Origin of the sequence: Citrobacter sp. CK185 (genome assembly GCF_030333565.1) — a bacterium.
In the GTDB taxonomy this organism is placed as follows: Bacteria; Pseudomonadota; Gammaproteobacteria; order Enterobacterales; family Enterobacteriaceae; genus Citrobacter_B; species Citrobacter_B koseri.
Window position 1 is genome coordinate 161,093 of the sequence record NZ_JAOWFR010000026.1, and the last position, 23,432, is coordinate 184,524.

22 protein-coding genes are annotated in these 23,432 nt (G+C 51.2%); 10 read left to right on the plus strand and 12 right to left on the minus strand.

What is annotated here, in order from left to right:
* Positions 1-44 precede the first annotated feature (44 nt).
* On the plus strand, positions 45-980 hold the full coding sequence (gene ttcA / locus OGV79_RS15520) for a tRNA 2-thiocytidine(32) synthetase TtcA (protein WP_115614763.1): 936 nt from the start codon (positions 45-47) through the stop codon (positions 978-980).
* 81 nt (positions 981-1,061) lie between these two features.
* On the opposite strand, the gene dbpA is transcribed toward ttcA, so the two are convergent.
* The 3 genes from dbpA to zntB form a co-directional block, all read right to left on the minus strand.
* Positions 1,062-2,435, minus strand: coding sequence for an ATP-dependent RNA helicase DbpA (gene dbpA / locus OGV79_RS15525; protein WP_115626717.1), 1,374 nt, complete (start codon positions 2,433-2,435; stop codon positions 1,062-1,064).
* 29 nt (positions 2,436-2,464) lie between these two features.
* Complete coding sequence (gene ynaL, locus OGV79_RS15530; RefSeq protein WP_072025335.1) at positions 2,465-2,647, minus strand: proline-rich small protein YnaL; 183 nt, start codon at positions 2,645-2,647, stop codon at positions 2,465-2,467.
* Positions 2,648-2,922: 275 nt separating this feature from the next.
* Positions 2,923-3,906 carry a zinc transporter ZntB gene (zntB, locus tag OGV79_RS15535; protein ID WP_200030188.1) on the minus strand — a complete coding sequence of 328 codons (984 nt, stop codon included), beginning with the start codon at positions 3,904-3,906 and terminating at the stop codon, positions 2,923-2,925.
* Positions 3,907-4,443: 537 nt separating this feature from the next.
* On the opposite strand from zntB, the gene OGV79_RS15540 reads away from it, so the two are divergent.
* A complete protein-coding gene (locus OGV79_RS15540) occupies positions 4,444-5,676 on the plus strand; it encodes a sensor domain-containing diguanylate cyclase (RefSeq protein ID WP_114847872.1) in 1,233 nt (410 codons plus the stop codon).
* A 40-nt stretch (positions 5,677-5,716) separates the two neighbouring features.
* Here OGV79_RS15540 and smrA read toward each other — a convergent pair whose 3' ends face one another.
* Positions 5,717-6,280, minus strand: a complete 564-nt coding sequence (gene smrA / locus OGV79_RS15545; RefSeq protein WP_200030186.1) for a DNA endonuclease SmrA — start codon at positions 6,278-6,280, stop codon at positions 5,717-5,719.
* A 521-nt stretch (positions 6,281-6,801) separates the two neighbouring features.
* Between smrA and ogt the strand changes: the two genes are divergently transcribed.
* From ogt to uspE, 4 genes are all read left to right on the plus strand, one after another.
* The gene (gene ogt, locus OGV79_RS15550) at positions 6,802-7,317 is read left to right on the plus strand and encodes a methylated-DNA--[protein]-cysteine S-methyltransferase (protein ID WP_012132287.1); all 516 of its coding nucleotides are present in this window, start codon (positions 6,802-6,804) and stop codon (positions 7,315-7,317) included.
* 194 nt (positions 7,318-7,511) lie between these two features.
* Positions 7,512-8,264 carry a fumarate/nitrate reduction transcriptional regulator Fnr gene (gene fnr, locus OGV79_RS15555; RefSeq protein WP_003020397.1) on the plus strand — a complete coding sequence of 251 codons (753 nt, stop codon included), beginning with the start codon at positions 7,512-7,514 and terminating at the stop codon, positions 8,262-8,264.
* A gap of 507 nt (positions 8,265-8,771) precedes the next feature.
* The gene (ydfZ, locus tag OGV79_RS15560) at positions 8,772-8,975 is read left to right on the plus strand and encodes a putative selenium delivery protein YdfZ (protein ID WP_024130312.1); all 204 of its coding nucleotides are present in this window, start codon (positions 8,772-8,774) and stop codon (positions 8,973-8,975) included.
* Positions 8,976-9,234: 259 nt separating this feature from the next.
* Complete coding sequence (uspE, locus tag OGV79_RS15565) at positions 9,235-10,185, plus strand: universal stress protein UspE (protein WP_012132283.1); 951 nt, start codon at positions 9,235-9,237, stop codon at positions 10,183-10,185.
* Between the two features lie 54 nt (positions 10,186-10,239).
* Here the strand turns inward: uspE and OGV79_RS15570 are convergent, their stop codons facing one another.
* A complete protein-coding gene (locus OGV79_RS15570) occupies positions 10,240-10,500 on the minus strand; it encodes a DUF2534 family protein (RefSeq protein ID WP_012132282.1) in 261 nt (86 codons plus the stop codon).
* Positions 10,501-10,736: 236 nt separating this feature from the next.
* On the opposite strand from OGV79_RS15570, the gene OGV79_RS15575 reads away from it, so the two are divergent.
* Entirely contained in the window at positions 10,737-11,768 is a 1,032-nt protein-coding gene (locus tag OGV79_RS15575; RefSeq protein ID WP_286468680.1) for a mechanosensitive ion channel family protein, read from the plus strand.
* Positions 11,769-11,810: 42 nt separating this feature from the next.
* On the opposite strand, the gene OGV79_RS15580 is transcribed toward OGV79_RS15575, so the two are convergent.
* Positions 11,811-13,430 (minus strand): peptide ABC transporter substrate-binding protein, encoded by a 1,620-nt coding sequence (locus OGV79_RS15580; protein ID WP_012132280.1) that lies wholly within the window; start codon positions 13,428-13,430, stop codon positions 11,811-11,813.
* Positions 13,431-13,658: 228 nt separating this feature from the next.
* Between OGV79_RS15580 and mpaA the strand changes: the two genes are divergently transcribed.
* A complete protein-coding gene (gene mpaA / locus OGV79_RS15585; RefSeq protein ID WP_286468681.1) occupies positions 13,659-14,387 on the plus strand; it encodes a murein tripeptide amidase MpaA in 729 nt (242 codons plus the stop codon).
* On the opposite strand, the gene ycjG is transcribed toward mpaA, so the two are convergent.
* Entirely contained in the window at positions 14,362-15,327 is a 966-nt protein-coding gene (ycjG, locus tag OGV79_RS15590) for an L-Ala-D/L-Glu epimerase (protein WP_286468682.1), read from the minus strand. The two genes, mpaA and ycjG, sit on opposite strands and share 26 nt — an antisense overlap.
* Before the next feature lie 135 nt (positions 15,328-15,462).
* Between ycjG and tpx the strand changes: the two genes are divergently transcribed.
* Positions 15,463-15,969, plus strand: a complete 507-nt coding sequence (tpx, locus tag OGV79_RS15595; RefSeq protein ID WP_012132276.1) for a thiol peroxidase — start codon at positions 15,463-15,465, stop codon at positions 15,967-15,969.
* 58 nt (positions 15,970-16,027) lie between these two features.
* Here tpx and tyrR read toward each other — a convergent pair whose 3' ends face one another.
* The 3 genes from tyrR to OGV79_RS15610 form a co-directional block, all read right to left on the minus strand.
* A complete protein-coding gene (gene tyrR, locus OGV79_RS15600; protein ID WP_071258372.1) occupies positions 16,028-17,569 on the minus strand; it encodes a transcriptional regulator TyrR in 1,542 nt (513 codons plus the stop codon).
* A gap of 148 nt (positions 17,570-17,717) precedes the next feature.
* The gene (locus OGV79_RS15605; protein ID WP_012132270.1) at positions 17,718-18,779 is read right to left on the minus strand and encodes a YcjF family protein; all 1,062 of its coding nucleotides are present in this window, start codon (positions 18,777-18,779) and stop codon (positions 17,718-17,720) included.
* Complete coding sequence (locus tag OGV79_RS15610; protein WP_047464077.1) at positions 18,776-20,173, minus strand: YcjX family GTP-binding protein; 1,398 nt, start codon at positions 20,171-20,173, stop codon at positions 18,776-18,778. The genes OGV79_RS15605 and OGV79_RS15610 overlap by 4 nt, the downstream gene beginning before the upstream one ends.
* Before the next feature lie 155 nt (positions 20,174-20,328).
* Between OGV79_RS15610 and OGV79_RS15615 the strand changes: the two genes are divergently transcribed.
* Positions 20,329-21,339 (plus strand): LacI family DNA-binding transcriptional regulator, encoded by a 1,011-nt coding sequence (locus OGV79_RS15615; RefSeq protein ID WP_110494219.1) that lies wholly within the window; start codon positions 20,329-20,331, stop codon positions 21,337-21,339.
* Positions 21,340-21,370: 31 nt separating this feature from the next.
* On the opposite strand, the gene OGV79_RS15620 is transcribed toward OGV79_RS15615, so the two are convergent.
* Positions 21,371-22,276 (minus strand): OmpG family monomeric porin, encoded by a 906-nt coding sequence (locus tag OGV79_RS15620; RefSeq protein ID WP_286468683.1) that lies wholly within the window; start codon positions 22,274-22,276, stop codon positions 21,371-21,373.
* A 72-nt stretch (positions 22,277-22,348) separates the two neighbouring features.
* Complete coding sequence (locus OGV79_RS15625; RefSeq protein WP_286468684.1) at positions 22,349-23,431, minus strand: ABC transporter ATP-binding protein; 1,083 nt, start codon at positions 23,429-23,431, stop codon at positions 22,349-22,351.
* Position 23,432 lies beyond the last annotated feature (1 nt).

Sequence of the window (23,432 nt, forward strand, 5' to 3'; positions counted from 1 at the left end):
TGCATACTTTTCTGATGCCACACAATGAATTGAGCCTCTATTAAATGTCGCAAAATCAAGATATTAGCAAGAAAGAACAATACAACCTGAACAAATTACAAAAACGTCTGCGTCGTAACGTGGGCGAAGCGATTGCTGACTTCAATATGATCGAAGAAGGCGATCGCATCATGGTGTGCCTTTCCGGCGGGAAAGACAGCTATACCATGCTGGAAATTCTGCGTAATTTGCAGCAAAGCGCGCCCGTCAACTTTTCTCTGGTCGCCGTTAACCTTGACCAGAAGCAACCGGGTTTTCCCGAACACATTCTGCCGGAATATCTCGAGAAACTGGGCGTAGAGTATAAGATCGTTGAAGAAAACACCTATGGGATCGTTAAAGAGAAAATTCCTGAAGGCAAAACGACCTGCTCTCTGTGCTCCCGACTGCGCCGCGGTATTCTCTACCGCACCGCAACAGAACTGGGTGCAACCAAAATTGCGTTAGGCCACCACCGCGACGATATCCTGCAAACGTTATTCCTGAACATGTTCTACGGCGGGAAAATGAAAGGGATGCCGCCGAAGCTGATGAGCGATGACGGCAAACACATCGTTATCCGCCCGCTGGCCTACTGCCGCGAGAAAGATATTGAGCGTTTTTCAGAAGCCAAAGCGTTCCCGATCATTCCGTGCAACCTGTGCGGGTCGCAGCCAAACCTGCAACGCCAGGTCATCGCCGACATGCTGCGCGACTGGGATAAGCGTTATCCAGGGCGTATTGAAACCATGTTCAGCGCGATGCAGAACGTGGTGCCTTCTCATCTGAGCGATATTAATCTTTTTGATTTCAAAGGCATTAATCATGATTCCGATGTGGTAGACGGTGGTGATTTAGCCTTTGACCGCGAAGAGATCCCTCTGCAACCCGCAGGCTGGCAGCCAGAGGAAGACGATAACCAACTGGATGAACTGCGTCTGAACATCGTGGAAGTGAAGTAATTTCTGACTCAGCCGGATGGCGACGTAAACGTCTTATCCGGCCTACGATGCGCATAAGCACCTGTAGGCCGGAACGGGCATTTATTTCAATAAACGAACCCGACAGCTCTTCCCTTTTATCTTTCCGTTCTGCAATTGCTTCCAGGCTTTCTGCGCCACAGGCTGGCGAACCGCCACATAGACATGGGCCGGATGTACGGTAATTTTGCCAATATCAGCGCTATCCAGACCAATATCTCCCGTTAATGCTCCCAGCACGTCGCCCGGGCGCATTTTTGCCTTTTTACCGCCATCAATGCACAGCGTCGCCATTTCAGCTTCCAGCGGTGCAACCGGAACGTTGCCCGGCGGCGTCAGCCAGTTCAGTTTAAGCTGCAACATTTCAGACAAAATATTGGCGCGCTGCGCCTCTTCCGGCGCGCAAAAACTGATCGCCAGACCGCTGTTGCCTGCACGGGCGGTACGACCAATACGGTGTACGTGAACTTCCGGGTCCCACGCCAGCTCGAAGTTTACGACCAGCTCCAGCGACTTGATATCCAGCCCACGCGCGGCGACGTCCGTCGCTACCAGTACGCGCGCGCTGCCGTTTGCAAAACGAACCAGCGTCTGGTCACGATCGCGCTGCTCAAGGTCGCCATGCAGCGATAATGCGCTCTGCCCAACAGAATTGAGCGCATCACAAACCGCCTGACAATCTTTTTTGGTATTACAGAAAACAACGCATGACGCAGGCTGATGCTGGCTCAGCAGCTTTTGCAGCAGCGGGATTTTCCCCTGCGAAGATGTTTCAAAAAACTGCTGCTCGATAGATGGCAGCGCATCCACCGAATCAATTTCAATCGTCAGTGGATTTTGCTGAACCCGACCGCTGATCGCCGCGATGGCCTCAGGCCAGGTTGCGGAAAACAGCAGAGTCTGACGGCGTGACGGCGCAAAGCGAATCACCTCGTCAATAGCGTCGCTAAAGCCCATATCCAGCATCCTGTCGGCTTCATCCATCACCAGCGTTTGCAGGGCATCCAGAGAAACGGTGCCTTTTTGCAGATGGTCAAGCAGGCGGCCCGGCGTCGCGACAATAATGTGCGGCGCATGCTGGAGAGAGTCTCGCTGCGCGCCGAAAGGTTGCCCGCCGCACAACGTCAGGATTTTGGTATTAGGCAGAAAACGCGCCAGACGACGCAGCTCCCCTGCCACCTGATCGGCCAGTTCGCGCGTAGGACAAAGCACCAGCGACTGGGTCTGGAACAGACTGGCATCAATATGCTGTAAAAGCCCGAGACCAAATGCAGCCGTTTTTCCGCTGCCGGTTTTTGCCTGCACGCGCACATCTTTTCCGGCCAGGATCGCCGGTAACGCAGCGGCCTGGACAGGCGTCATCTCAAGATAACCCAACTCGTTAAGATTCTCGAGTTGGGCGGCAGGCAGGACATTCAGAGTAGAAAAAGCGGTCACAATTTAATCTCGCGGTAAAAGACACACAGTCAGCAGGCGCGTATCCTCGCAGATCTCCGCTCTTGATGCGACAATTTAATCGGTTCTTCATCCGGCGGCGGATCTGGCATAGGTTGTGGGCGCGGGATAGGATCGGGAATCGGCACCGGATCGGTTGGTACGGAATCCGACTGGCGCGTTTGCATTTGCAACAACGTGAACAGGCTGGTCATATTACCCTCCGGTCATACAGATTGACTCTTTTAGGGTAGACGCTGATATCCCGCAGGCAAAAAAAAGCCGACTAATCTAAGTCGGCGTCGTACGAATCAATTGTGCTATGCAGTAATTCAAAAAAGGAAGTAAGACAATATGGAGCGCAACGCCCATCGCTTGACGTTGCATTCACCTGCGAGAGAGATATTGCCCCGAATGGGTAGATTGTTTATTGACTTCGCTCAAATTATGCGGCGTTTTTCTGCTCAAAGGACGATGAAAAGCGTTGTTGTTACAACCATTTACTACGATGCAACCATAAGGTAACACCACCAATCAGGACAACTAACAGAATACAGAACATAGAAAATCCAAAATGCCATGCGCCGCCCGGAATTCCCCCGAGATTCACGCCGAACAAGCCGGTTAAAAATGTGCTGGGCAGAAAGACCATCGCCATCAGCGACATCGTATAGGTTCTGCGCGCTAAGGACTCCTGCATAACTTGCGCGATTTCATCGGCCATCACGCCCGTGCGCGCAATACACGCGTCGATCTCATCCAGCCCCCTTCCCAGACGATCCGCGATATCCTGCATTCGACGCCGCTGATCATCATTCATCCAGGCCAGACGCTCGCTTGCCAGTCGCGCATAAACATCACGCTGAGGCGCCATGTATCGACGCATCACAATCAGTTGCTTACGCAGTAACGCCAGGAATCCACGCGGCGGGATCTGCTGATCGAGCAGATTGTCTTCCAGGTCGATAATTTTATCGTGTAATTGCTCGATAAATTCGCTGGCGTGATCCGTCAGGGCGTCACACGCGTCGACCAGCCAGCCGCCGCAATCGGACGGGCCAGTCCCTTCCTGCAAGTCGCTAACCACCTCATCAAGCGCCAGAACTTTTCGCTGTCGCGTTGAGACGATAAAACGTTCATCCATATATACACGCATCGCCACTAGCTGGTCAGGGCGTTCATCGGTACTGCCGTTGATGCAGCGTAAGGTGATCAGCGTGCCTTCCCCCATCCGACTGACGCGTGGGCGCGAACTCTCGCCAGCCAGCGCATCGCGTACAGAATTCGGTAACAAAGGCGTCGACGCCAGCCACTGCGCGCTGTCAGGGTGGGTGTAATTGAGATGCAACCAGCAGGGATGCTGGCTGTCGATAATATCGTCATTTTCAAGCGGTTTAATGCCGCCGCGACCATCCAGTAGCCAGGCAAAAACGGCATCCGGCACATTGACTTCCGATCCCTTGATGGCTTCCACAACGCCTCCACATTCATTCAACGCTTTTTCGTTAGTCTAGCCTTCGGCGTATGTTAAGCAATACCTCATTATCCCATTGCGCTGAAATGATTCAGAAAAGTACGATATGGCAGGAAAGGCGCCGGCATCACCGGCGCAAATGTGTTGTGCGAGACAATATGGGGTGTTCAACGGATGATAATTTACTTAATCGAAATTTATGAATTTTAGTCTGTAGATCGATAACCTTGCGTTGCATCATCAGCTTTAATATGTCGTACGGGAAAGGGTTAACCTCTTTCAGAATGATTAGCCTGAGTAATGTTTATATAAGTCGCCATCAACCTTTCTCCCTTTTTACTCGTTCACACTTATATCGACCATTGAAAAAAAACTTATCATTCGTGGATTTGTCCTGGTTCCCTGCTAGATTTATCTGCACGTCTATTGTTGTCTCCCGATTTGTGAAAAAACGCTCCATATCACTGTAAGCTGTTAATAAAAAAGCCATTCACCAATAAACCGGCAACACAGCATGTGAAGATAACGGGATTATCGATGATTGCTCACGAACTCAATGCTCTGGATTTATTAAGTTTTCCTGTCTGGATTGTTTTACCACACACAGAAGAGTTAGTTTTCGCTAATACCGCCGCACGCGAACTGACACAGGAACAGACTTTCAGCCGTCTCAGAAAGGGGATATTTTCAACTTATGCGCAAAATGAACTGCGCATGTACGTTGCTGATTTACACCACCATCACGATATTGTTGAAATTCTGACGGTCTGTCGTGATGGTAAAGAAATCGCCTTAACCTGCCGCCTCTCGGTTAAAACCCTGTCGACGCAGGGAGACGTTATTATTTTTGAAGGCATAGAGACACCCACGGCGCAAGGTCTCAAGGCCAGCCGTTCGGCAAACTATCAGCGTAAAAAACAAGGGTTTTACGCCCGTTTTTTCCTGACGAACTCCGCGCCGATGCTGTTGATAGACCCTTCGCGGGACGGTCTGATCGTCGATGCCAATCTGGCCGCACTCAATTTCTATGGCTACAGCCATGAAGCGATGTGCCAGAAACATACATGGGAAATCAACGTATTAGGCCGCCAGATCTTACCCGTTATGCATGAGATTGCCCGTCTGCCCGGCGGTCATAAGCCCTTAAACTTCGTCCATAAACTCTCTGACGGCACCACCCGGCACGTACAAACCTATGCGGGGCCCCTTGAGATATACGGCGATAAACTCATGTTATGCATCATTCATGACATTACCGAGCAAAAACGGCTGGAACAGGAGCTGGAACGCGCTGCCCTGCATGATGCGCTGACTGGCTTACTGAACCGCAGGCAATTTTATCTTCTTACTGAGCAAAACCATACGCCCCATCTGTCGATGACAATGGATTACAGCCTGCTGCTCATCGATACCGATCGCTTCAAAAGCATTAACGATTTGTACGGTCATTTGAAAGGCGATGAAGTGCTGTGCGCTCTGGCGCGAACGCTGGAAGCCTGCGCACGTAAAGGCGACCTGGTCTTTCGCTGGGGCGGTGAAGAATTTGTCTTGCTGCTGCCGCGAACCTCGCTGGAGGTTGCGCTTAATCTTGCAGAATCAATACGCGCCGCCGTGGCGAAAGTCTGTATTCCTGGCCTGCCCCGTTTTACCGTCAGCATCGGCGTCGCACGGCACGAATCGAATGAAAGTATTGATGAATTATTTAAGCGGGTGGACGATGCCCTGTACAAAGCCAAAAACGACGGCAGAAATCGGGTGCTGGCGGCGTAATAAACGTCACAGGCTGCCCGTAAGTAGCCTGTGAACGCCCTTAACGGCTGCGTTTCGCGTGGCGCTCCCAGTTTTCCTGCTTTGCCTGCGCCGTTTTACGCAACGCAACATAACACGCTCCGCTGCCGCCATGATGAGGCAGCGCCGTACAGTAAGCCTGAACGTCGTCAAATTCCGTCAGCCAACGCGCCACATAACTGCGCACAATATTGGCATGCGCGTTATCTTCTCGCCCTTTGCCATGAATGATCAGCACGTTGCGTAAACCATCCTGACGCGCCTGGCAGATGAAGCTAAACAGCATCTTGCGACATTCCTCAACCGGCTGACGAAGCAAATTGAGACTCGCCTGCTGGCTGTATTTTCCCGAACGCAGTTTGTCGAGCACGCCCTGCTGCAACCCTTCCCGGCGAAACTCCAGCGGTTCGCCCAAAGGAAGAATATCCAGAAACCCGGTAGTGAGAAAATTGTCGAGCTGGAGCGTATCGATACGCTGCGGCGTCCGTGAATTGCGCGTGGGCTGCCAGTGTACATCAGCGCAACGTTTCAACGGTTGGACATCCTCCATGGCGTCAAGAAACAGCGTTTTGTCGTCAAGGTTCATGATTCCTCCTCCAGCGCGTTAAGACAGGCACTATCATAACCGCACGCTATTATACCGACAACGGTTTACAGTTATTTCCAATAAACGACACTGGCTCAATTATCTGGCTATGCGCATCTCACTATTTCATCCCCGGTAAAGCCACGTTTTATCCTGCGTTAACCGACAATTTCAGCGGGGCTTTTGTAAAATCAATTATGCCCTGAAAGTGGAATATCTCTTTTATAGCCGTTATAACTTTATTACCCGCTGAGGGAAAACCAGGCCGGGAAAAGGTTAAGGAAGCACTGCTGTGTAGATTTTAGGGGCTGGCGGATGTCGACAGTCCCTGTTTTTTATTCTCCTGCCGTGCTTCATTTTTCCAGCATCTTTATTTGTTCGTTTTTTCAACAAACAATGACGCTAAACGTATTATGCCCGCTTATCTTTTTAGGGGTATGGTTGCGGATATTGGTCGCATGGTATCTTGTTGAACTGCTGATGAGTCCGGGAATTATCCCGCCTGCAATGAGAGATAACGGATGCTGAGATTACTTGAAGACAATATCGCGACCCCGCTGGGGCCGTTATGGGTGATTTGCGATGAGCAATTCCGCCTGCGCGCCGTCGAATGGGAGCAACACAGCGACCGTATGGAACAGCTACTGGACATACATTATCGTTCAGAGGGATACGAGCGCATCGCCGCCAAAAATCCGGGTGGCCTGAGCGATAAGCTCACCGCTTATTTTGAGGGAAATCTCAGCATCATTGATACGCTGGAGACCGCCACCGGGGGAACACCTTTTCAGCGGGAAGTGTGGCAGGCGCTGCGCACCATCCCCTGCGGTCAGGTTATGCATTATGGTCAACTTGCCGAAAAATTAGGCCGTCCGGGAGCCGCTCGCGCCGTAGGCGCCGCTAACGGATCTAACCCGGTCAGTATCGTTGTACCCTGCCATCGCGTAATCGGGCGCAACGGGACAATGACGGGATATGCTGGCGGCGTGCAAAGAAAAGAGTGGTTATTACGCCATGAAGGGTATCTGCTGCTGTAGAAACCAGGCATTTTGTGCCTTACCCGTCACACTTTGATGTAAAGTAACCACTTATAAAGCATGGATTTTCAAAGGGATATAAATATTTCTCCTGCTTATGCCTGAATTATCCTCTATTGGGAGTAGCTCAGGCTTACGTGCTCACCAAAAAGATGTTAAAATTGACAAATATCAATTACGGCTTGAGCAGACCTATGATCCCGGAAAAGCGAATTATACGGCGCATTCAGTCTGGCGGTTGTGCTATCCATTGCCAGGATTGCAGTATCAGCCAGCTTTGCATCCCGTTCACACTTAACGAACATGAGCTTGATCAGCTTGATAATATCATCGAGCGTAAAAAGCCTATTCAGAAAGGGCAAACGCTGTTTAAAGCAGGTGATGAATTGAAATCGCTCTATGCTATCCGCTCCGGTACGATTAAAAGCTACACCATTACCGAGCAGGGCGACGAGCAAATCACTGGTTTTCATTTAGCGGGCGACCTGGTCGGCTTTGACGCGATTGGCAGCGGGCACCACCCGAGCTTTGCCCAGGCGCTGGAAACCTCAATGGTATGTGAAATCCCGTTTGAGACTCTGGACGATCTCTCCGGTAAGATGCCTAACCTGCGTCAACAGATGATGCGTCTGATGAGCGGCGAGATCAAAGGCGATCAGGATATGATCCTGTTGCTGTCGAAGAAAAATGCGGAAGAACGTCTGGCAGCCTTTATCTACAATCTGTCCCGTCGTTTTGCCCAGCGCGGTTTCTCTCCGCGTGAATTCCGCCTGACGATGACCCGTGGCGATATCGGTAACTACCTTGGCTTAACGGTCGAAACGATCAGCCGTCTGCTGGGTCGTTTCCAGAAAAGCGGTATGCTGGCGGTGAAAGGTAAATACATCACCATCGAAAACAGCGATGCGCTCGCAGTGCTTGCTGGTCATACTCGCAACGTTGCTTAATCTTTCCGCAAGTAAGTCAGTTATCCTTCTGTTAAATCATTAAATTTTCCTGATTTATTGGTTTGACAGAAGGAATCACACCACGTCAATAAGCTAAAGAAATCTCAAATACGTAGCCATCACTCCAGTTGGACACCACTGGCATGGTTTACGCCCTGCCAGGCCGTTTTCGGATTAACCACATTGATTCATCATGCCGGAAAAGTACAATCCGCAGCGGCTGGCAACCGTTCTATATTCGCACTATCGAACGATCGCCAGCTGGCCGCAGTTGCGTTCTTGCATACGACGCAACTGCGGCAACCCTAACACCGTGTCATTTACAATGATTATTGATTTAACTCCCCCCGAAAACAGCGGTTTAGTGAGTATAGAAAAAGTGTGACCTTGATCAAAAACAAAAAAAGATTATGGCAAAGGTGTATTTATATTACGTTCGCTTCTGGACTGCGGCCCGGATTGTTAAGCGGATTTTTTGATACCCAGATATTAAGAGGAGAAAGAACCATGATCACTTATGATCGTAACCATAATCCTATTACTAATGGCAGTCGGGTTATGATTAATGGGACGGGCAGAACGGGTAAAATCGTTGCCATACATTCTAACGGGTTAACTCCAGCCCAGTTACGCCGCAACAAAACCGTCGAAGTGGAAGGCTGTGAAGGCCAGTTCGAACCCGTTGAACTGATCCGTCTTGGTTCCCACTAACGATAAGAATGCCGCTATGGCGGCATTCATGAATCAAACAGATTTAATTACAGACTCTACTAAGCCGCTATTTACCCCAGGTATGCCCCGGAAGTCTGATTTTACTGATAGAAATTGTTTACATTCAATACACTGCTCTATAGAACAGCAAATTTTCCTGATTTATTGATCTGGCAGAAGGTTCCCCCCTGTTTCATTCAACATATATGGGTTACTCTTTTAATTACAAACTGCGGTGACAGTTGTAAGGAGACCCTGTATGGCTATGTATCAAAATATGCTGGTGGTCATCGACCCAAACCAGGACGATCAACCCGCATTACGACGCGCTGTTTATTTGCATCAACGGATTGGTGGCAAAATTAAAGCCTTTTTGCCGATCTATGATTTTTCTTATGAAATGACTACCCTGCTCTCGCCTGATGAGCGTACCGCGATGCGTCAGGGCGTCATCAGCCAGCGAACAGCCTGGATACGCGAACAAGCGAAATACTACATCGAAGCAGGTGTTCCCGTTGAGATAAAAGTGGTCTGGCACAACCGTCCCTTTGAAGCCATTATCCAGGAAGTGATCAGCGACGATCACGATCTGGTGCTCAAAATGGCGCACCAGCATGACCGCCTGGAAGCGGTAATCTTTACGCCGACTGACTGGCATTTGTTGCGTAAATGCCCAAGCCCGGTATGGATGGTCAAGGATCAACCGTGGCCTGAAGGCGGTAAAGCGCTGGTGGCCGTGAATCTGGCGAGCGAAGAACCTTATCACAATGCGCTGAATGAAAAGCTGGTCAAAGAAACGCTGCAACTCGCAGAACAGGTGAACCACACCGAAGTCCATCTGGTTGGCGCCTACCCCGTGACGCCCATCAATATCGCAATCGAACTGCCTGAATTTGATCCGAGCGTTTACAACGACGCGATTCGCGGTCAGCATTTGCTGGCGATGAAGGCGCTACGGCAGAAATTCAGCATTGATGAGAAAGTGACGCATGTTGAAAAAGGGTTGCCTGAAGAGGTTATCCCGGATTTAGCCGAGCACCTACAGGCAGGTATCGTTGTACTGGGTACGGTTGGTCGTACCGGGATATCTGCGGCCTTCCTGGGCAATACAGCGGAACAGGTTATCGACCATTTGCGCTGCGATCTGCTCGTCATTAAACCCGATCAGTATCAGACACCGGTCGAACTGGACGACGAAGAAGACGATTAAGCCTATTTTCGTGCCGGGTAGCGTATGCCTACCCGGCGAAGCCGCTCACTCACGTTACTGTTTGTCCTCACCACCGAGGAAATAGATCCCCAGCGGAATGGCCAGCAGAATGGTGAAAACCAGACTGTAGACGCAAATCATTGATGACTGGATGAAATACATCGAGGTTGTCCACTCGGACAACGGAATATCATACTGTTCGATCACGCCGCCGATAGTCGCCCGCGTAACCACTGATGCCGCAATAATAAACACCGCCAGCAGGCCCAACAGAAATTTCTTCCCCTTTGCTGTCTTCAGCTTTGTCATGATCATGGTATCGTCCTTTTGCAGATGAAAGCTCTGTTACTTGCGCGTAACAATACCATGACAATCCCCCGTTGTCTGCCACACAAGTCGTGACATAATATTCACATCGCGCGTCCCTGTCTGAAAATGCGCTACGTCTTATTCTTTTTGATCAATGACCAGCGCATTCGAAGCGGATAAAATATCTGCACCTCAGGATCTTTTAGCGTTATATCAACCATACGGGGTAGTGACAGACCAAAATGATTGCAGAATTTTTTTTCAAAAACGCGTTTAATCTGGCAATAATTTTTGGCAGTGGCGCCGCCTTACTTCTGATGAATATTGTGTTTCGTCGTGGCGAGAAAAGAAGAAAAGGATTTATATTTCATGCCGTACAGTTCTTCGTTTATGCCCTTATCATCGGCACGCTGGGCAGTATCGCCAATAATGTTATTGAAAACTACGATCTGAAATTCATCTCTCCAAATGCCGTCGATTTTATCTGCACATCTCTGATTGCGCTGATTCTGACAATAAAACTGTTTTTACTCATCAACCGCTTTGAAAAATCACAGATCGGTAAAGGCAGAGATGTCACCAGTGCGAAGATCCTGTCTCGCATTATTAAGATCACCATTATTATCGCCATCGTTTTACTCTATGGCGAACACTTTGGCATGAGTCTGTCCGGGTTGCTGACTTTTGGCGGCATTGGCGGCATCGCTGTTGGGATGGCGGGTAAGGACATTCTGAGCAACTTTTTCTCGGGGATTATGCTCTATTTTGATCGCCCCTTTAGCATTGGCGACTGGGTTCGTTCCCCGGACAGAAATATTGAAGGCACCGTGACTGAAATCGGCTGGCGAATGACCAAAATTAACACCTTCGACCACCGCCCTTTATATGTGCCGAATTCGATTTTCTCCTCCATTAGCGTGGAGAATCCCGGCAGGATGACCAACCGACGTATTAAAACGGTGATCGGGTTACGGTATCAGGATGCCAGTAAAACAGGCGTTATTGTTGATGCGGTCAGAACGATGCTGCAAAACCACCCTGATATCGATCAGCGCCAGACGCTACTGGTCTATTTCAATGAATTCGGCGAATCATCGCTGAATATCATGGTCTATTGCTTTAGCAAAACCACCGAATGGGAAGCCTGGCTTGCGGTTCAGCAGGATGTTTACCTGAAGATTATCGACATTGTTCAGGCGAACGGCACAGATTTTGCGTTTCCAAGCCAGACGCTTTATCTGGATAACGTCGCGTCACCGCAATCCGCAAATTAAAAAAGACGCGGTATTCCGCGTCTTTTCGCTTACTGCTGCATATTATTTGTCGTGCTTCACAATATACATTGTCCGACTATACGCCACGTCTTCCGGGTTATTAATGGGATAACCTTTCAGCCACGGTTTGATCAAACGTCCGTTGGTATACTGGTAAATCGGCGCAATCGGCGCCTGTTCCATCAGGATTTTCTCTGCCGCGTTATAGTCCGCATTGCGCGCCTTCGCCGTATTTTCTACTGTCGCCTGCGTCATGATTTTATCGTAGGCCGGGTTATTGAAGCGCGAGATATTGCCCGTATGGGTCGAGGTTAACAATGACAGGAAAGTAGACGGTTCATTGTAGTCCCCCACCCAAGAGGCGCGGATAACATCAAAATTACCGGTGTTGCGGCTGTCGATATAGGTTTTCCATTCCTGGTTTTGCAGCTTCACCTCTACGCCCAGATTCTTTTTCCACATCGAGGCGACCGCAATCGCGATTTTCTGATGATTTTCAGACGTGTTATATAACAGCGTCAATTTGAGCGGTTTCTGCGGGCCATAGCCAGCCGCAAGCAATAACGTTTTCGCCTGAGCATTGAGTTCTTCCTGGCTCATTTGTTCAAATGGCGAAGGATCAGGAGTAAAGCCTGCCGTCACGTCCGGGGTGAAACGCCAGGCCGGTTTCTCCCCGGTTCCTAACACTTTTTCCGCCATGATGCGGCGATCAATCGTCATGCTCAGCGCCAGACGAACGCGGGAATCCGCCGTCGGGCCTTTTTGGGTGTTAAACGCATAATAATAGGTGCCCAACTGCGGCGGCGTATAAACCTGCCCCGGTATATCCTTCAGCAACTTCTGATACAGATTTTTCGGGAAAGATTCGGTGATATCGATATCGCCAGCCAGATAACGTTTAGTCGCTGACGACTCCTGATTAATCGGCAGGAAAGTCACTTTTTGCAGCACCGTCTTCGCATTGTCCCAGTAGTGGGTATTGGGCACCACCACCAGTTTTTCGTTGACCACGCGATCATTCAACACATAGGCGCCATTGCCGATCAGGTTTCCGGGCTTCGTCCAGTCTTTACCGCTTTCTACATTGGCTTTCTGTACCGGGTAAAAAGCAAAGTTGGCGGTCAGGTTAACAAACCACGGCAGCGGTTTATCCAGCTGTATTTTTAGCGTGCGGGCGTCCACGGCGCTAACCCCAAGCGTATCCGGCGACGCTTTACCATCAATAATCGCCTGGGCGTTATTAATGCCAGCAAGGGCGGCAAACCAGGCAAACGGTGACAGGGTTTTCGGATCAACCAGACGTTGCCAGCTGTAGACAAAATCCTGCGCGGTCACCGGAGTGCCGTCCGACCACTTTGCGTTATTGCGCAGGGTAAACGTCCAGATCCGGTTATCATTGGTCTTCCAGCGCGTAGCGACGCCAGGAATGATTTCCCCTTTCTCATTCTGATTCACCAGACCTTCAAACAAATCGCGAATGACCTGAATCTCCGGCAGCCCAACCGCTTTTGCCGGATCTAACGACGCCGGTTCATCTTTAATATGGCGGACCAGTTCTTGCTTCTCTGCCAGTACCGTTCCGCCGGGAACATCCGCAGCGTGTGTCAGGGAGACGCTGCTAATCAACAGCGCACAACAGGTAACTGAAACAGAGTGCTTCATAAGATGCCCTTAAATGATGAAGTTAGATGACTGCGTAATTATTTGTTTCGCATGAAGGAAATGCAAATGTCTTCCTACAGAAAGTTGATATTAACCCGATATACGCATCCGCTTCCAGGAAGCCAGATGGAGGATATTGCATAGCGCGCGCAACGCGTGAAAACGATTTGATTATCTGGACAATTTGCACAACACTGCGAGTAATAACAACAGCATTCAGAGACACTTATGACCGTTACCCGTCCTCGTGCCGAGCGCGGCGCATTTCCGCCAGGAACCGAACATTATGGGCGTTCATTGCTGGGAGCGCCGTTGATCTGGTTTCCGGCTACGGCGGCCGATCGCGAAAGCGGCCTGATTCTGGCCGGAACGCACGGCGATGAGAACGCGTCAGTGGTGACGCTCTCGTGTGCGCTGCGTACGCTGAATCCTTCACTCCGCCGTCATCATGTGGTGCTGGCGGTGAACCCGGACGGTTGCCAGCTTGGTCTGCGCGCCAATGCCAATGGCGTCGATTTGAACCGTAATTTTCCGGCGGCGAACTGGAAAGCGGGTGAGACGGTTTATCGCTGGAACAGCAGCGCCGAGGAGCGCGATGTGGTGCTGCTTACCGGCGAACATCCGGGGTCCGAACCCGAAACCCAGGCGCTGTGCCAACTGATACACCGGGTGCATCCTGCCTGGGTGGTCTCCTTTCACGATCCTCTTGCCTGTATTGAAGATCCCAGACATAGCGAGTTAGGCGAATGGCTGGCCCGGGCATTCGAACTGCCGCTGGTCTCCAGCGTAGGTTACGAAACGCCCGGTTCGTTTGGAAGCTGGTGCGCCGACCTCAATCTGCACTGTATTACCGCAGAGTTCCCGCCGATCTCATCCGATGAGGCCAGCGAAAAGTATCTGATGGCGATGTCTACTCTGCTGCGCTGGCACCCTAAAGATGAAGTTGCCCGGTCGTAAACCGTAAAGCGGGCTCGACATCCACCGCCAGCCAGGTGGGGCCATCGAGGTCAGCAAAACGCACCTGTGGGGCCAGCGGCAACGCTGCGCTGATGGCCCTGGAGGTACACAGCATACATCCCAGCATCAGCCCAAAACCCTGTTCTCTGGCTTCGACGGCCAGCGCCAGCGCTTCCGTCAGACCACCGGTTTTATCCAGTTTGATATTGACCATATCGTAGCGCCCCTGTAACGCCTTCAGGCTACTGCGGGTATGGCAACTTTCATCCGCGCAAATAGGGAGCGGATGAACAAAATTTTCCAGCGCGGCGTCATCCTGCGCAGGTAACGGTTGTTCCAGCATCGCGACGCCTAAATCCGCCAGCAGCTGACATCGCGCCGCCAGCCCTTCTGTACGCCAGGACTCGTTTGCATCCACGATTAGCGTCGCATCGGGCACGACGGAGCGAATCGCGACCATTCGTTCGCTGATCAGGCGATCGTCCAGCTTAATTTTGAGCAGTTTCGCCCCTTTTTCCCACAGTGCCGCCGCGCTGGCCGCCATCTGTTCAGGCGTACCGATCACGACAGTCTGTGCTGTTGTCAGCGTAGCGGGCAATTCAACGGACACAAACTCCGCCAGCGTTTGCTGCTGCTGGCGAGCGCCCAGATCCCACAGCGCGCAATCCACCGCATTTCTGGCCGCGCCGGCAGGCAGCAATTTTTGTAGTGCTTCGCGGGTCAGCCCCTGTTCCAGTTGCGGCGCGATACTCATGATCTGCGCCAGCACCGAGGCATCGCTTTCGCCATAACGTGGATAAGGCGTACATTCCCCTACGCCTTTTACGCCCTCTTCCTCCAGCTCCACGACCACAACATGCGCTTCGGTACGACTTCCCCGGGCAATCACAAAGGGCGTGTGCAGCGGCCAGGCCTCCTCATACACCTTAACAGATCTCATTGGTTCTCCTTTTCTCGCCGTTTTTCACGTTGCAGATGCGTGGCGGTGGATTAAACACAAATAGCGTTTGCCGTGTTAACTGCTGATGGCATAAACTAGCCACGACGTTAACTATATGTAAACAGGAAGATAACCATGTCACAAACCGTTCATTTCCAGGGCAATCCAGTCGCCGTCGCCAACACCATTCCTCAAGCTGGTAGCAAAGCACAGGCTTTTACCCTCGTGGCAAAAGATCTGTCTGACGTCACACTGGCTCAGTTTGCAGGCAAGCGCAAGGTGCTGAATATTTTCCCAAGTATTGATACCGGCGTTTGTGCGGCATCGGTACGTAAGTTTAACCAACTGGCGACAGAAATCGACAACACCGTCGTACTGTGCGTTTCTGCGGATCTGCCGTTCGCCCAGTCTCGTTTCTGCGGCGCGGAAGGTCTGAGCAACGTCATTACCCTTTCCACTCTGCGTAATCCTGACTTCCTGAAAGACTACGGCGTTGAAATCACTGAAGGCCCGCTGAAAGGTCTGGCGGCGCGTGCCGTGGTGGTCATTGATGAAAACGACAACGTCATTTTCAGCCAGCTGGTGAACGAAATCACCAACGAACCTGACTATGCTGCTGCGCTGGACGTGCTGAAAGCGTAAGACGGTAAAAAAGCCCGATGGCGCAATGCTCATCGGGCTTCTAATTCTTGTGTCGTTTCTACTCTTCGCTTTTCTTCTGATTCAAACCGTATTCACGTAACTTATTGGCAATCGCGGTATGTGAGACGCCCAGGCGTTTCGCCAGTTTACGCGTGCTCGGATAATTGCGATAAAGCTGCGTCAACACGGAACGTTCAAAACGACTGGTGATATCATCCAGCGAGCCTTCCATCGCATCTTCACCAACGGCAACGGTCGTGGCGTCGTAATCCGGCAGCAAGATATCCTGCGGACGTAATTCGTACCCTTCAAGCTGCGTCAGCGCCCGGTAGATGGCGTTTTTAAGCTGGCGCACGTTGCCCGGCCAGCCATAACGGGTTAATACGGTGCTGAGATCGGCAGAGAGTTTTGGACGCGGCACGCCCTGCTCATCGGCAAAACGCGCCACGAAAAGTTCAGTGAGCGGCATGATATCCTGCGGGCAATCACGCAGCGGCGGCAGATTGAGCGTCAGCACATTCAGACGGTAGTAGAGATCCTCGCGGAACAACCCTTTTTGCACCAGCTCCACCAGATTCTTCTGCGTGGCGCAGATCACCCGGACATCAACGTGAACCTCATGATCCTCGCCAACACGACGGAAAGTGCCGTCGTTAAGAAAACGCAGCAATTTGGTCTGCATGCGTGGCGACATCTCACCAATCTCATCCAGCAGCACCGAACCCCCGTTAGCCTGTTCAAAGAAGCCTTTTTTACCTTCCGGCGCATGACCAAACAGTTCGCTTTCAACCGCATCTTCAGGAATGGAGGCGCAGTTCAATGCCAGATACGGTTTTGCCGCACGCGGGCTTGCCAGGTGACAGGCATGGGCGAAGAGATCTTTACCGGTTCCGGTATCGCCGGTAATCAGCAGTGGCGCGCTCAGCGTAGCCAGCTTACGAGCCTGCTCTACGACATGCTTCATTTTCGCGCTGACGGCGATAATCTGGCTAAACGCGCTCAAATCCTGGGTCGTCAAATTCTGCAACTGACGCCCCATTCGGATGGTGGAACGTAACATAACGACAGCGCCCGTGAGCATGTACTCGTCATTTTCCCCTTGCAAATGAACCGGGGTAATCTCCATCAGGAAGTTCTGCCCATTGATCACCACATGCTCGTTGTGAGAGACCTGCGGGTTGCTCTCCAGCCAACGCTGGAAGTTGAAGCCGTTGATCAACTGCGCGGCAGTGTGATTGCGCATACGCTCCTGATTTTGTGCGAAAAGCTGACAGCTCGCGGGGTTCGCCATCTCTATTTTACTTTTCATATCCAGAGAGAGGACGGGTTCCGGCAACGCTTCGAGCAGTGCGCTCAGCGCCAGATGCTCGCGTTCAGACGGCATCCACGGCACCGTACGGACATCGGTTACGCCGGAAATGCGGCGGATCTCCGCCATCAGGCTGCTGAAGTTGGTGAACTCCAGTTCAGCAAAATTAAGGTAAATTCGCCCGATGGGGTCAATCTCAATACCGCGTAAATCAATGCTACGAAGCACCAGCAAATCGAGTAACTCGCGGGTCAGACCAAGACGGTCTTCACAAAAGACTTCCAGACGCATGGGAACTTTCACCTAAAACAATGAGCTATTAGATAGATGATAAGCCAGTATTCGATTAGCAGGAAGGATTCTGTCAACAATTATTGACAGCATGACGGAAAATTGGGCGCCGGGCCGTAAAGTTATACGGTCAGCGCCCTTCCAGCGATCAGTTTTCGCGCGGGGTTTTGCTTTTCTGCAAGGTCTCTTTGACCTGAACGATAAGCTGGCGACGAAAATCCCCCAGACGCGGCTTATCATCGTCGATCCACGGTAAGGGACGACACAGTTCCATCGCTTTAATGCCCAGACGAGCGGTTAACAGCCCGGCGCCAATACCCTGCGCCGCACGGGCAGACAAACGCGCCGCCAGATCCTGCGACATCCAGTCCATCCCGACTTCACGCACCAGCTCGCTGGCGCCCGCAAACGCAATATTGAGCAACACCAGACGAAACAGGCGCAGACGGCTGTAATACCCCAGTTCAATGCCATACAACGTCGCAATGCGATTGATCAGTCGCAAATTTCGCCAGGCGATAAATGCCATATCCACCAACGCCAGCGGGCTGACGGCGATCATTAACGTGGACTCGGCGGCCGAACGGCTGATTTCACGTCGCGCCTGGGCATCCAGCACCGGTTGCACCAGTTGAGCGTATAAGCTGACCACTTCCCGATCATTTTGCGTTTCGTGAATCGAAGCATACCAGCGCTGCAACGCCGGGTGAGACTGATCGATACCGGCCTGCTGCGCCAGCTTTTCGCAAAACGCACGACCCTTTCCCGTACCGTGGCTGTGCAACAGGTCGCGCGCTTCATCCCGTTCATGCGCCCGCTGGCGTAATCGCCATAACCGACGCCATTCAGTCGCGACCGAGCCAACGCCTGCGCCAATGATCAACGCCCCGGCGGCACAACCGCCCAGTGCCACCCAGTCCTGGGTTTGCCATGCGTTCATGGTCCATTGCACGCCCTGGCCCACAACGCTGACGCCAAACAACGCCAGTCCCCCCATCACCATCTTGCGCCACAAACTGCGTTTCGGGCGCAGCGCGGCATCAATGACCGCTTCCGCCTGTCCCTCGTCTTCCAGAGGTTCATCCACCTGCGCGGGGGCAAAGGTCTGCGCCTGCGTCTCGCTGAAGGTCTGTTGCGTTTTAAGCGTCTGGTTTTGCTCCACCTCCAGTGGACCTGCGAAATCGATACGCGGTTTTAACGGTTCGCTCATCGCAATTTGTCTCCTATTAAAAATTCCAGCGCGGCATCCAGACGAATGTGCGGCAATGGTTTGTCCACATCCATCACCTGCGGGCGAAACGCTTCAAACTGGAAACCCTGACTGTCCCAGAACGCTTGTCCCGGCAGGCGTGCGGGCACTTCGCCGGGGTACACCGTTAACGGCGTTCCGTCGCTTAAACGGTTGCCGCGTAAAGCCGGGATCTTTTCACCATTTACGTCGATCAATCCACTGGTCGTCGCCTGTACGGACGCCAGTCCCAGACAATCCATGCTGATGCCTTCAAACGCCGCGTTTTGCCAGGCATCCTGAATCAGTTGCTGGAGCAAAGAGACCATATTGGCATGTTGATCGACAGTCACATGGTCTGCCTTGGTCGCCGCAAACAGCAGTTTATCAATCACCGGGGAAAAGAGTCGGCGAAATAGCGTTCGCTGACCATAGTGGAAACTCTGCATCAATTGCGTCAGCGCCAGACGCATATCGTTGAACGCCTGCGGCCCGCTGTTCAACGGTTGCAGGCAATCCACCAGTACAATCTGGCGATCAAACCGCAGGAAATGGTTTTTATAGAACCCTTTCACCACTTTTTCACAGTAGTAATTAAAGCGTTCACGCAACATTCCGGCGTTGGTGTGTTTATCCGCCTGCGCCAGTATCGATTCGCCATGCGCATCCACATCCGGCCACGGGAAAAACTGCAACGCAGGCGCGCCCGCCATATCGCCCGGCAGCACAAAGCGGCCAGGCTGAATAAAGTGCAGCCCCTGCTGTTTACATTGGTGCAGATACGCCGTCCAGGTCGCGGCGATCTCCGCCAGGCGGTTTTCATCAGCAGGCGCCAGCGGGTCCAGCCCTTGGCATAGCTGACGCCATTTGGCCGACCATTCGCCCCGCTGCCCTTGCAGTAAGCCGGTCATTTGCCGGGACCAGCTCAGGTAATCCTGCGCCAGCATCGGCAAGTCGAGCAGCCATTCGCCGGGATAATCGACAATCTCCAGGTATAACGTCGAGGTGTCTTTAAAATGACGCAGCAAAGAATCATTGGATTTATAGCGTAACGCGAGGCGGATTTCGCTCACGCCGCGCGTTGGCGTCGGCCAGGCAGGCGGCTGGCCATAAAGCTGGGCCAGCCCTTCATCGTAGGTAAAACGTGGAATACCAAAATCACGTTGTGGAACGCGTTTCACGCCCAGCAAACGCTCCTCACGCACCGCGCTTAGCAGCGGCAGTCGCGATCCGGCATGGATGTTGAGCAGTTGGTTAACCATCGCAGTGATAAACGCGGTTTTCCCACTACGGCTAAGTCCGGTAACGGCCAGACGTAAATGCCTGTCTACACCGCGATTAACCAGCGAGTTAAGTTCGTTTTTGAGTCGCTTCATCGCCATCCTGTTGTGCCTGAAGACCAGAAAAAAATTATAACCTATGCGTATTGATGTGGGGGCAGGCTGTTGATAATCAACCGCCTTGTGTTGTCATCCGCCAGTTAACTCCATAAGATGTGCGTCATTAACTCTCGAACGGAGTTCCCCCGACTATGTCCCCTACTATTTATGATATCGCGCGCGTCGCCGGAGTATCAAAATCCACGGTATCGCGCGTGCTGAATAAACAAACCAATATCTCCCCGGAAGCACGGGAGAAAGTATTACGCGCCATTGATGAACTGCAATACCAACCGAATAAACTGGCGCGCGCCCTGACCTCTTCCGGGTTTGACGCCATTATGGTTATTTCTACTCGTTCAGCAAAAACAACGGTCGGTAATCCTTTTTTCTCTGAAGTTCTGCATGCGATTACGGCAAAGGCCGAAGAGGAAGGTTTTGATGTCATATTACAGACCTCCCGCAGTACGGAAGATGACTTGCAAAAATGCGAAAGCAAAATTAAGCAGAAAATGATCAAAGGCATTATTATGCTGAGTTCCCCGGCGGATGAGTTCTTCTTTGCGCGTCTGAATAAGTATGATGTTCCTGTTGTCGTCATTGGCAAAGTGGAAGGCGAATACGCTCATGTTTACTCTGTCGATACGGATAATTTCCAGGACAGTATTCAACTCACAAATGCATTAATTGACAGTGGTCATCAGCATATTGCCTGTCTGCATGCGCCACTTGATTTCCATGTTTCCATCGACCGTGTTAATGGTTATAAAGCCAGTCTGGAAGTCCATAAAATCCAGTGCCGTGATGAATGGATCGTTGATGGTGGATACACGCATGAAAGCGCGCTACTGGCCGCCAGAAAACTGTTAAGCCAGACCCCATTGCCAAATGCCGTTTTCGCAACAGACAGCTTAAAGTTAATGAGTTTATACCGGGTGGCGGCAGAGAAAAATATCGCGATTCCACAACAACTCGCCGTTGTCGGTTACAGTAATGAACTGCTCTCGTTTATGCTGACTCCCGCCCCAGGCGGCATTGACGTTCCCACGCAGGAATTAGGCGAGCAAAGTTGTAATCTGTTATTTAACCTGATTGCCGGCAAGAAAGGCCTGCAAAATATTATCGTAAAAACGCAAATATCATTAGCCGGCTCCCTCGCTTAAAAACTGGGGCATGAATATGCCCCAGTACATTTTAGAACGCGTAGTTGATGCCGATCCCCGCATAATGGAATTTGTCACTCTCACCTTCGTCGTGATCTTCCCACTCAAAGGCATATTCCAGCGACATTGATAACCCATTCTGGAAATCATACGCATAAAGCAAACCGAGACGGTTAAAGTCGTGACCTTCACGCTCAGGATCATCCTGCCAGTCCCAGTTGGACCAGCGATCCAGACCGATACGGGTATAAGGCGTGAGGGTGGTATTGCCTAATGCTATCGGTAAATAGGCACGGATTTCCTGTGTGGAGAATTCACCGTTATCACGGTTTTCGGCAAGATTGAAGCCACGTTCCAGGTAATAATTCACCGTCAGACCAACCGTTTCATTAAAAGTGTAATTCAGGCCGGTTTCACTTTCGACACGACTGTCTGAGTAGCCGGTGATACTCAGGTCATTGACGAATTGATACATCGCCAGCCAGCCGCTGAAACGTAAATCGTCGGTCAGTTTCACATCCCAGTCCGGCTGTACTTTCCAGCGTTGCATATTGACGGTGTCTTTACCCACTTCATTTACGTAATGGTAGCCATAGTTACGAAAACCGCCGGTTAAACCGAAATTAACATCATCGCTTTCGAGGAATTGATAACGAACTTCCAGTTCCGGGCGATCAAACCATGTACCGCGTTTACCGGCACTATAATCGAAAGGTCCTTCCTGATAATACGCCAGTGAAATTTTCCACGGACCGGTTGCCGCATTAAAATAGATGGACGGTTCACCCAGCCCATCCATATCTTCACCATAGCCTTCGACGTTTTCTATTTCATACATAGCACCGATATTAAAATGCCAGTCATTGTTTTCAGCGGCCTGCGCGCAAGCCATTCCTGCGCATATGACCAGCGCAGTAGAGTACAGTAAGGTTTTCATTTTTATTCCTTGTTAAAATACCGACAAAAAAATGCACCTGCTACCGGGGGATAATTCCCCCGGAGGAATTATTTATTGAATAGCCAGTTCGGTTTCAGCATCAAAGAAATGGCATTTCGCCATATCAAAATGTATGGTGATATTTTCTCCCGCAGAATAATCGTTAATCGCCCCGGCACGGACGACCAGCTCGTGCCCCCCAACGGTGATATAAAGCATAAATTCCGCACCGGTTAATTCAGCCACGCTAATACGCGCCGTTATGCTATTACCATCCTGTTTTTCAGGATGGATATCCTCCGGGCGAATCCCCATTACCACCGCTTTATGCTCGTGGCCTTGTTTTATTAACGCGTTCAGCTTGTCATCCGGGATTGTTAATTTCAGCGTTTCGGTAACGAATTTATCGCCATCAATTGCACCACGAATAAAGTTCATTGCAGGAGAACCAATAAATCCTGCGACAAACATATTGGCCGGATGGTTATATACCATCTTAGGCGCACCGACCTGCTGAACAATGCCATCTTTCATAATGACGATTCGCGTTGCCATCGTCATGGCTTCAGTCTGATCGTGCGTAACGTAAATCATGGTGGTATTCAGCTTCTGGTGCAGCTTACTGATCTCTGCGCGCATCTGGACACGTAATTTTGCATCCAGGTTAGACAACGGTTCATCCATCAGGAACACACCCGCTTCACGAACGATGGCGCGCCCAAGCGCAACACGCTGACGCTGTCCGCCGGAAAGCGCGCCCGGTTTGCGTTTCAGGTAATCCCGCAATCCAAGAATTTGCGCCGCCCAGTTCACGCGTTCATCAATAATGCCCGGGTCCATCTTTTGCATTTTCAGCCCAAACGCCATGTTGTCGTAAACGGTCATGTGCGGATATAAGGCGTAATTCTGAAAGACCATGGCAATATTGCGCGCTTTTGCCGGTACATCATTCATCCGCTTACCGTCGATCAATAATTCACCGGCGCTGATCTCTTCCAGCCCCGCAATCATGCGTAGCGTGGTGGATTTGCCGCAGCCCGACGGACCGACAAAAACGATGAACTCTTTATCCTCAATCTCCAGGTTAAAGTCTTTAACCACATGCACCTGGTTATCGTATATTTTTTGGATATGTTGCAACGAAAGCTGTGCCATA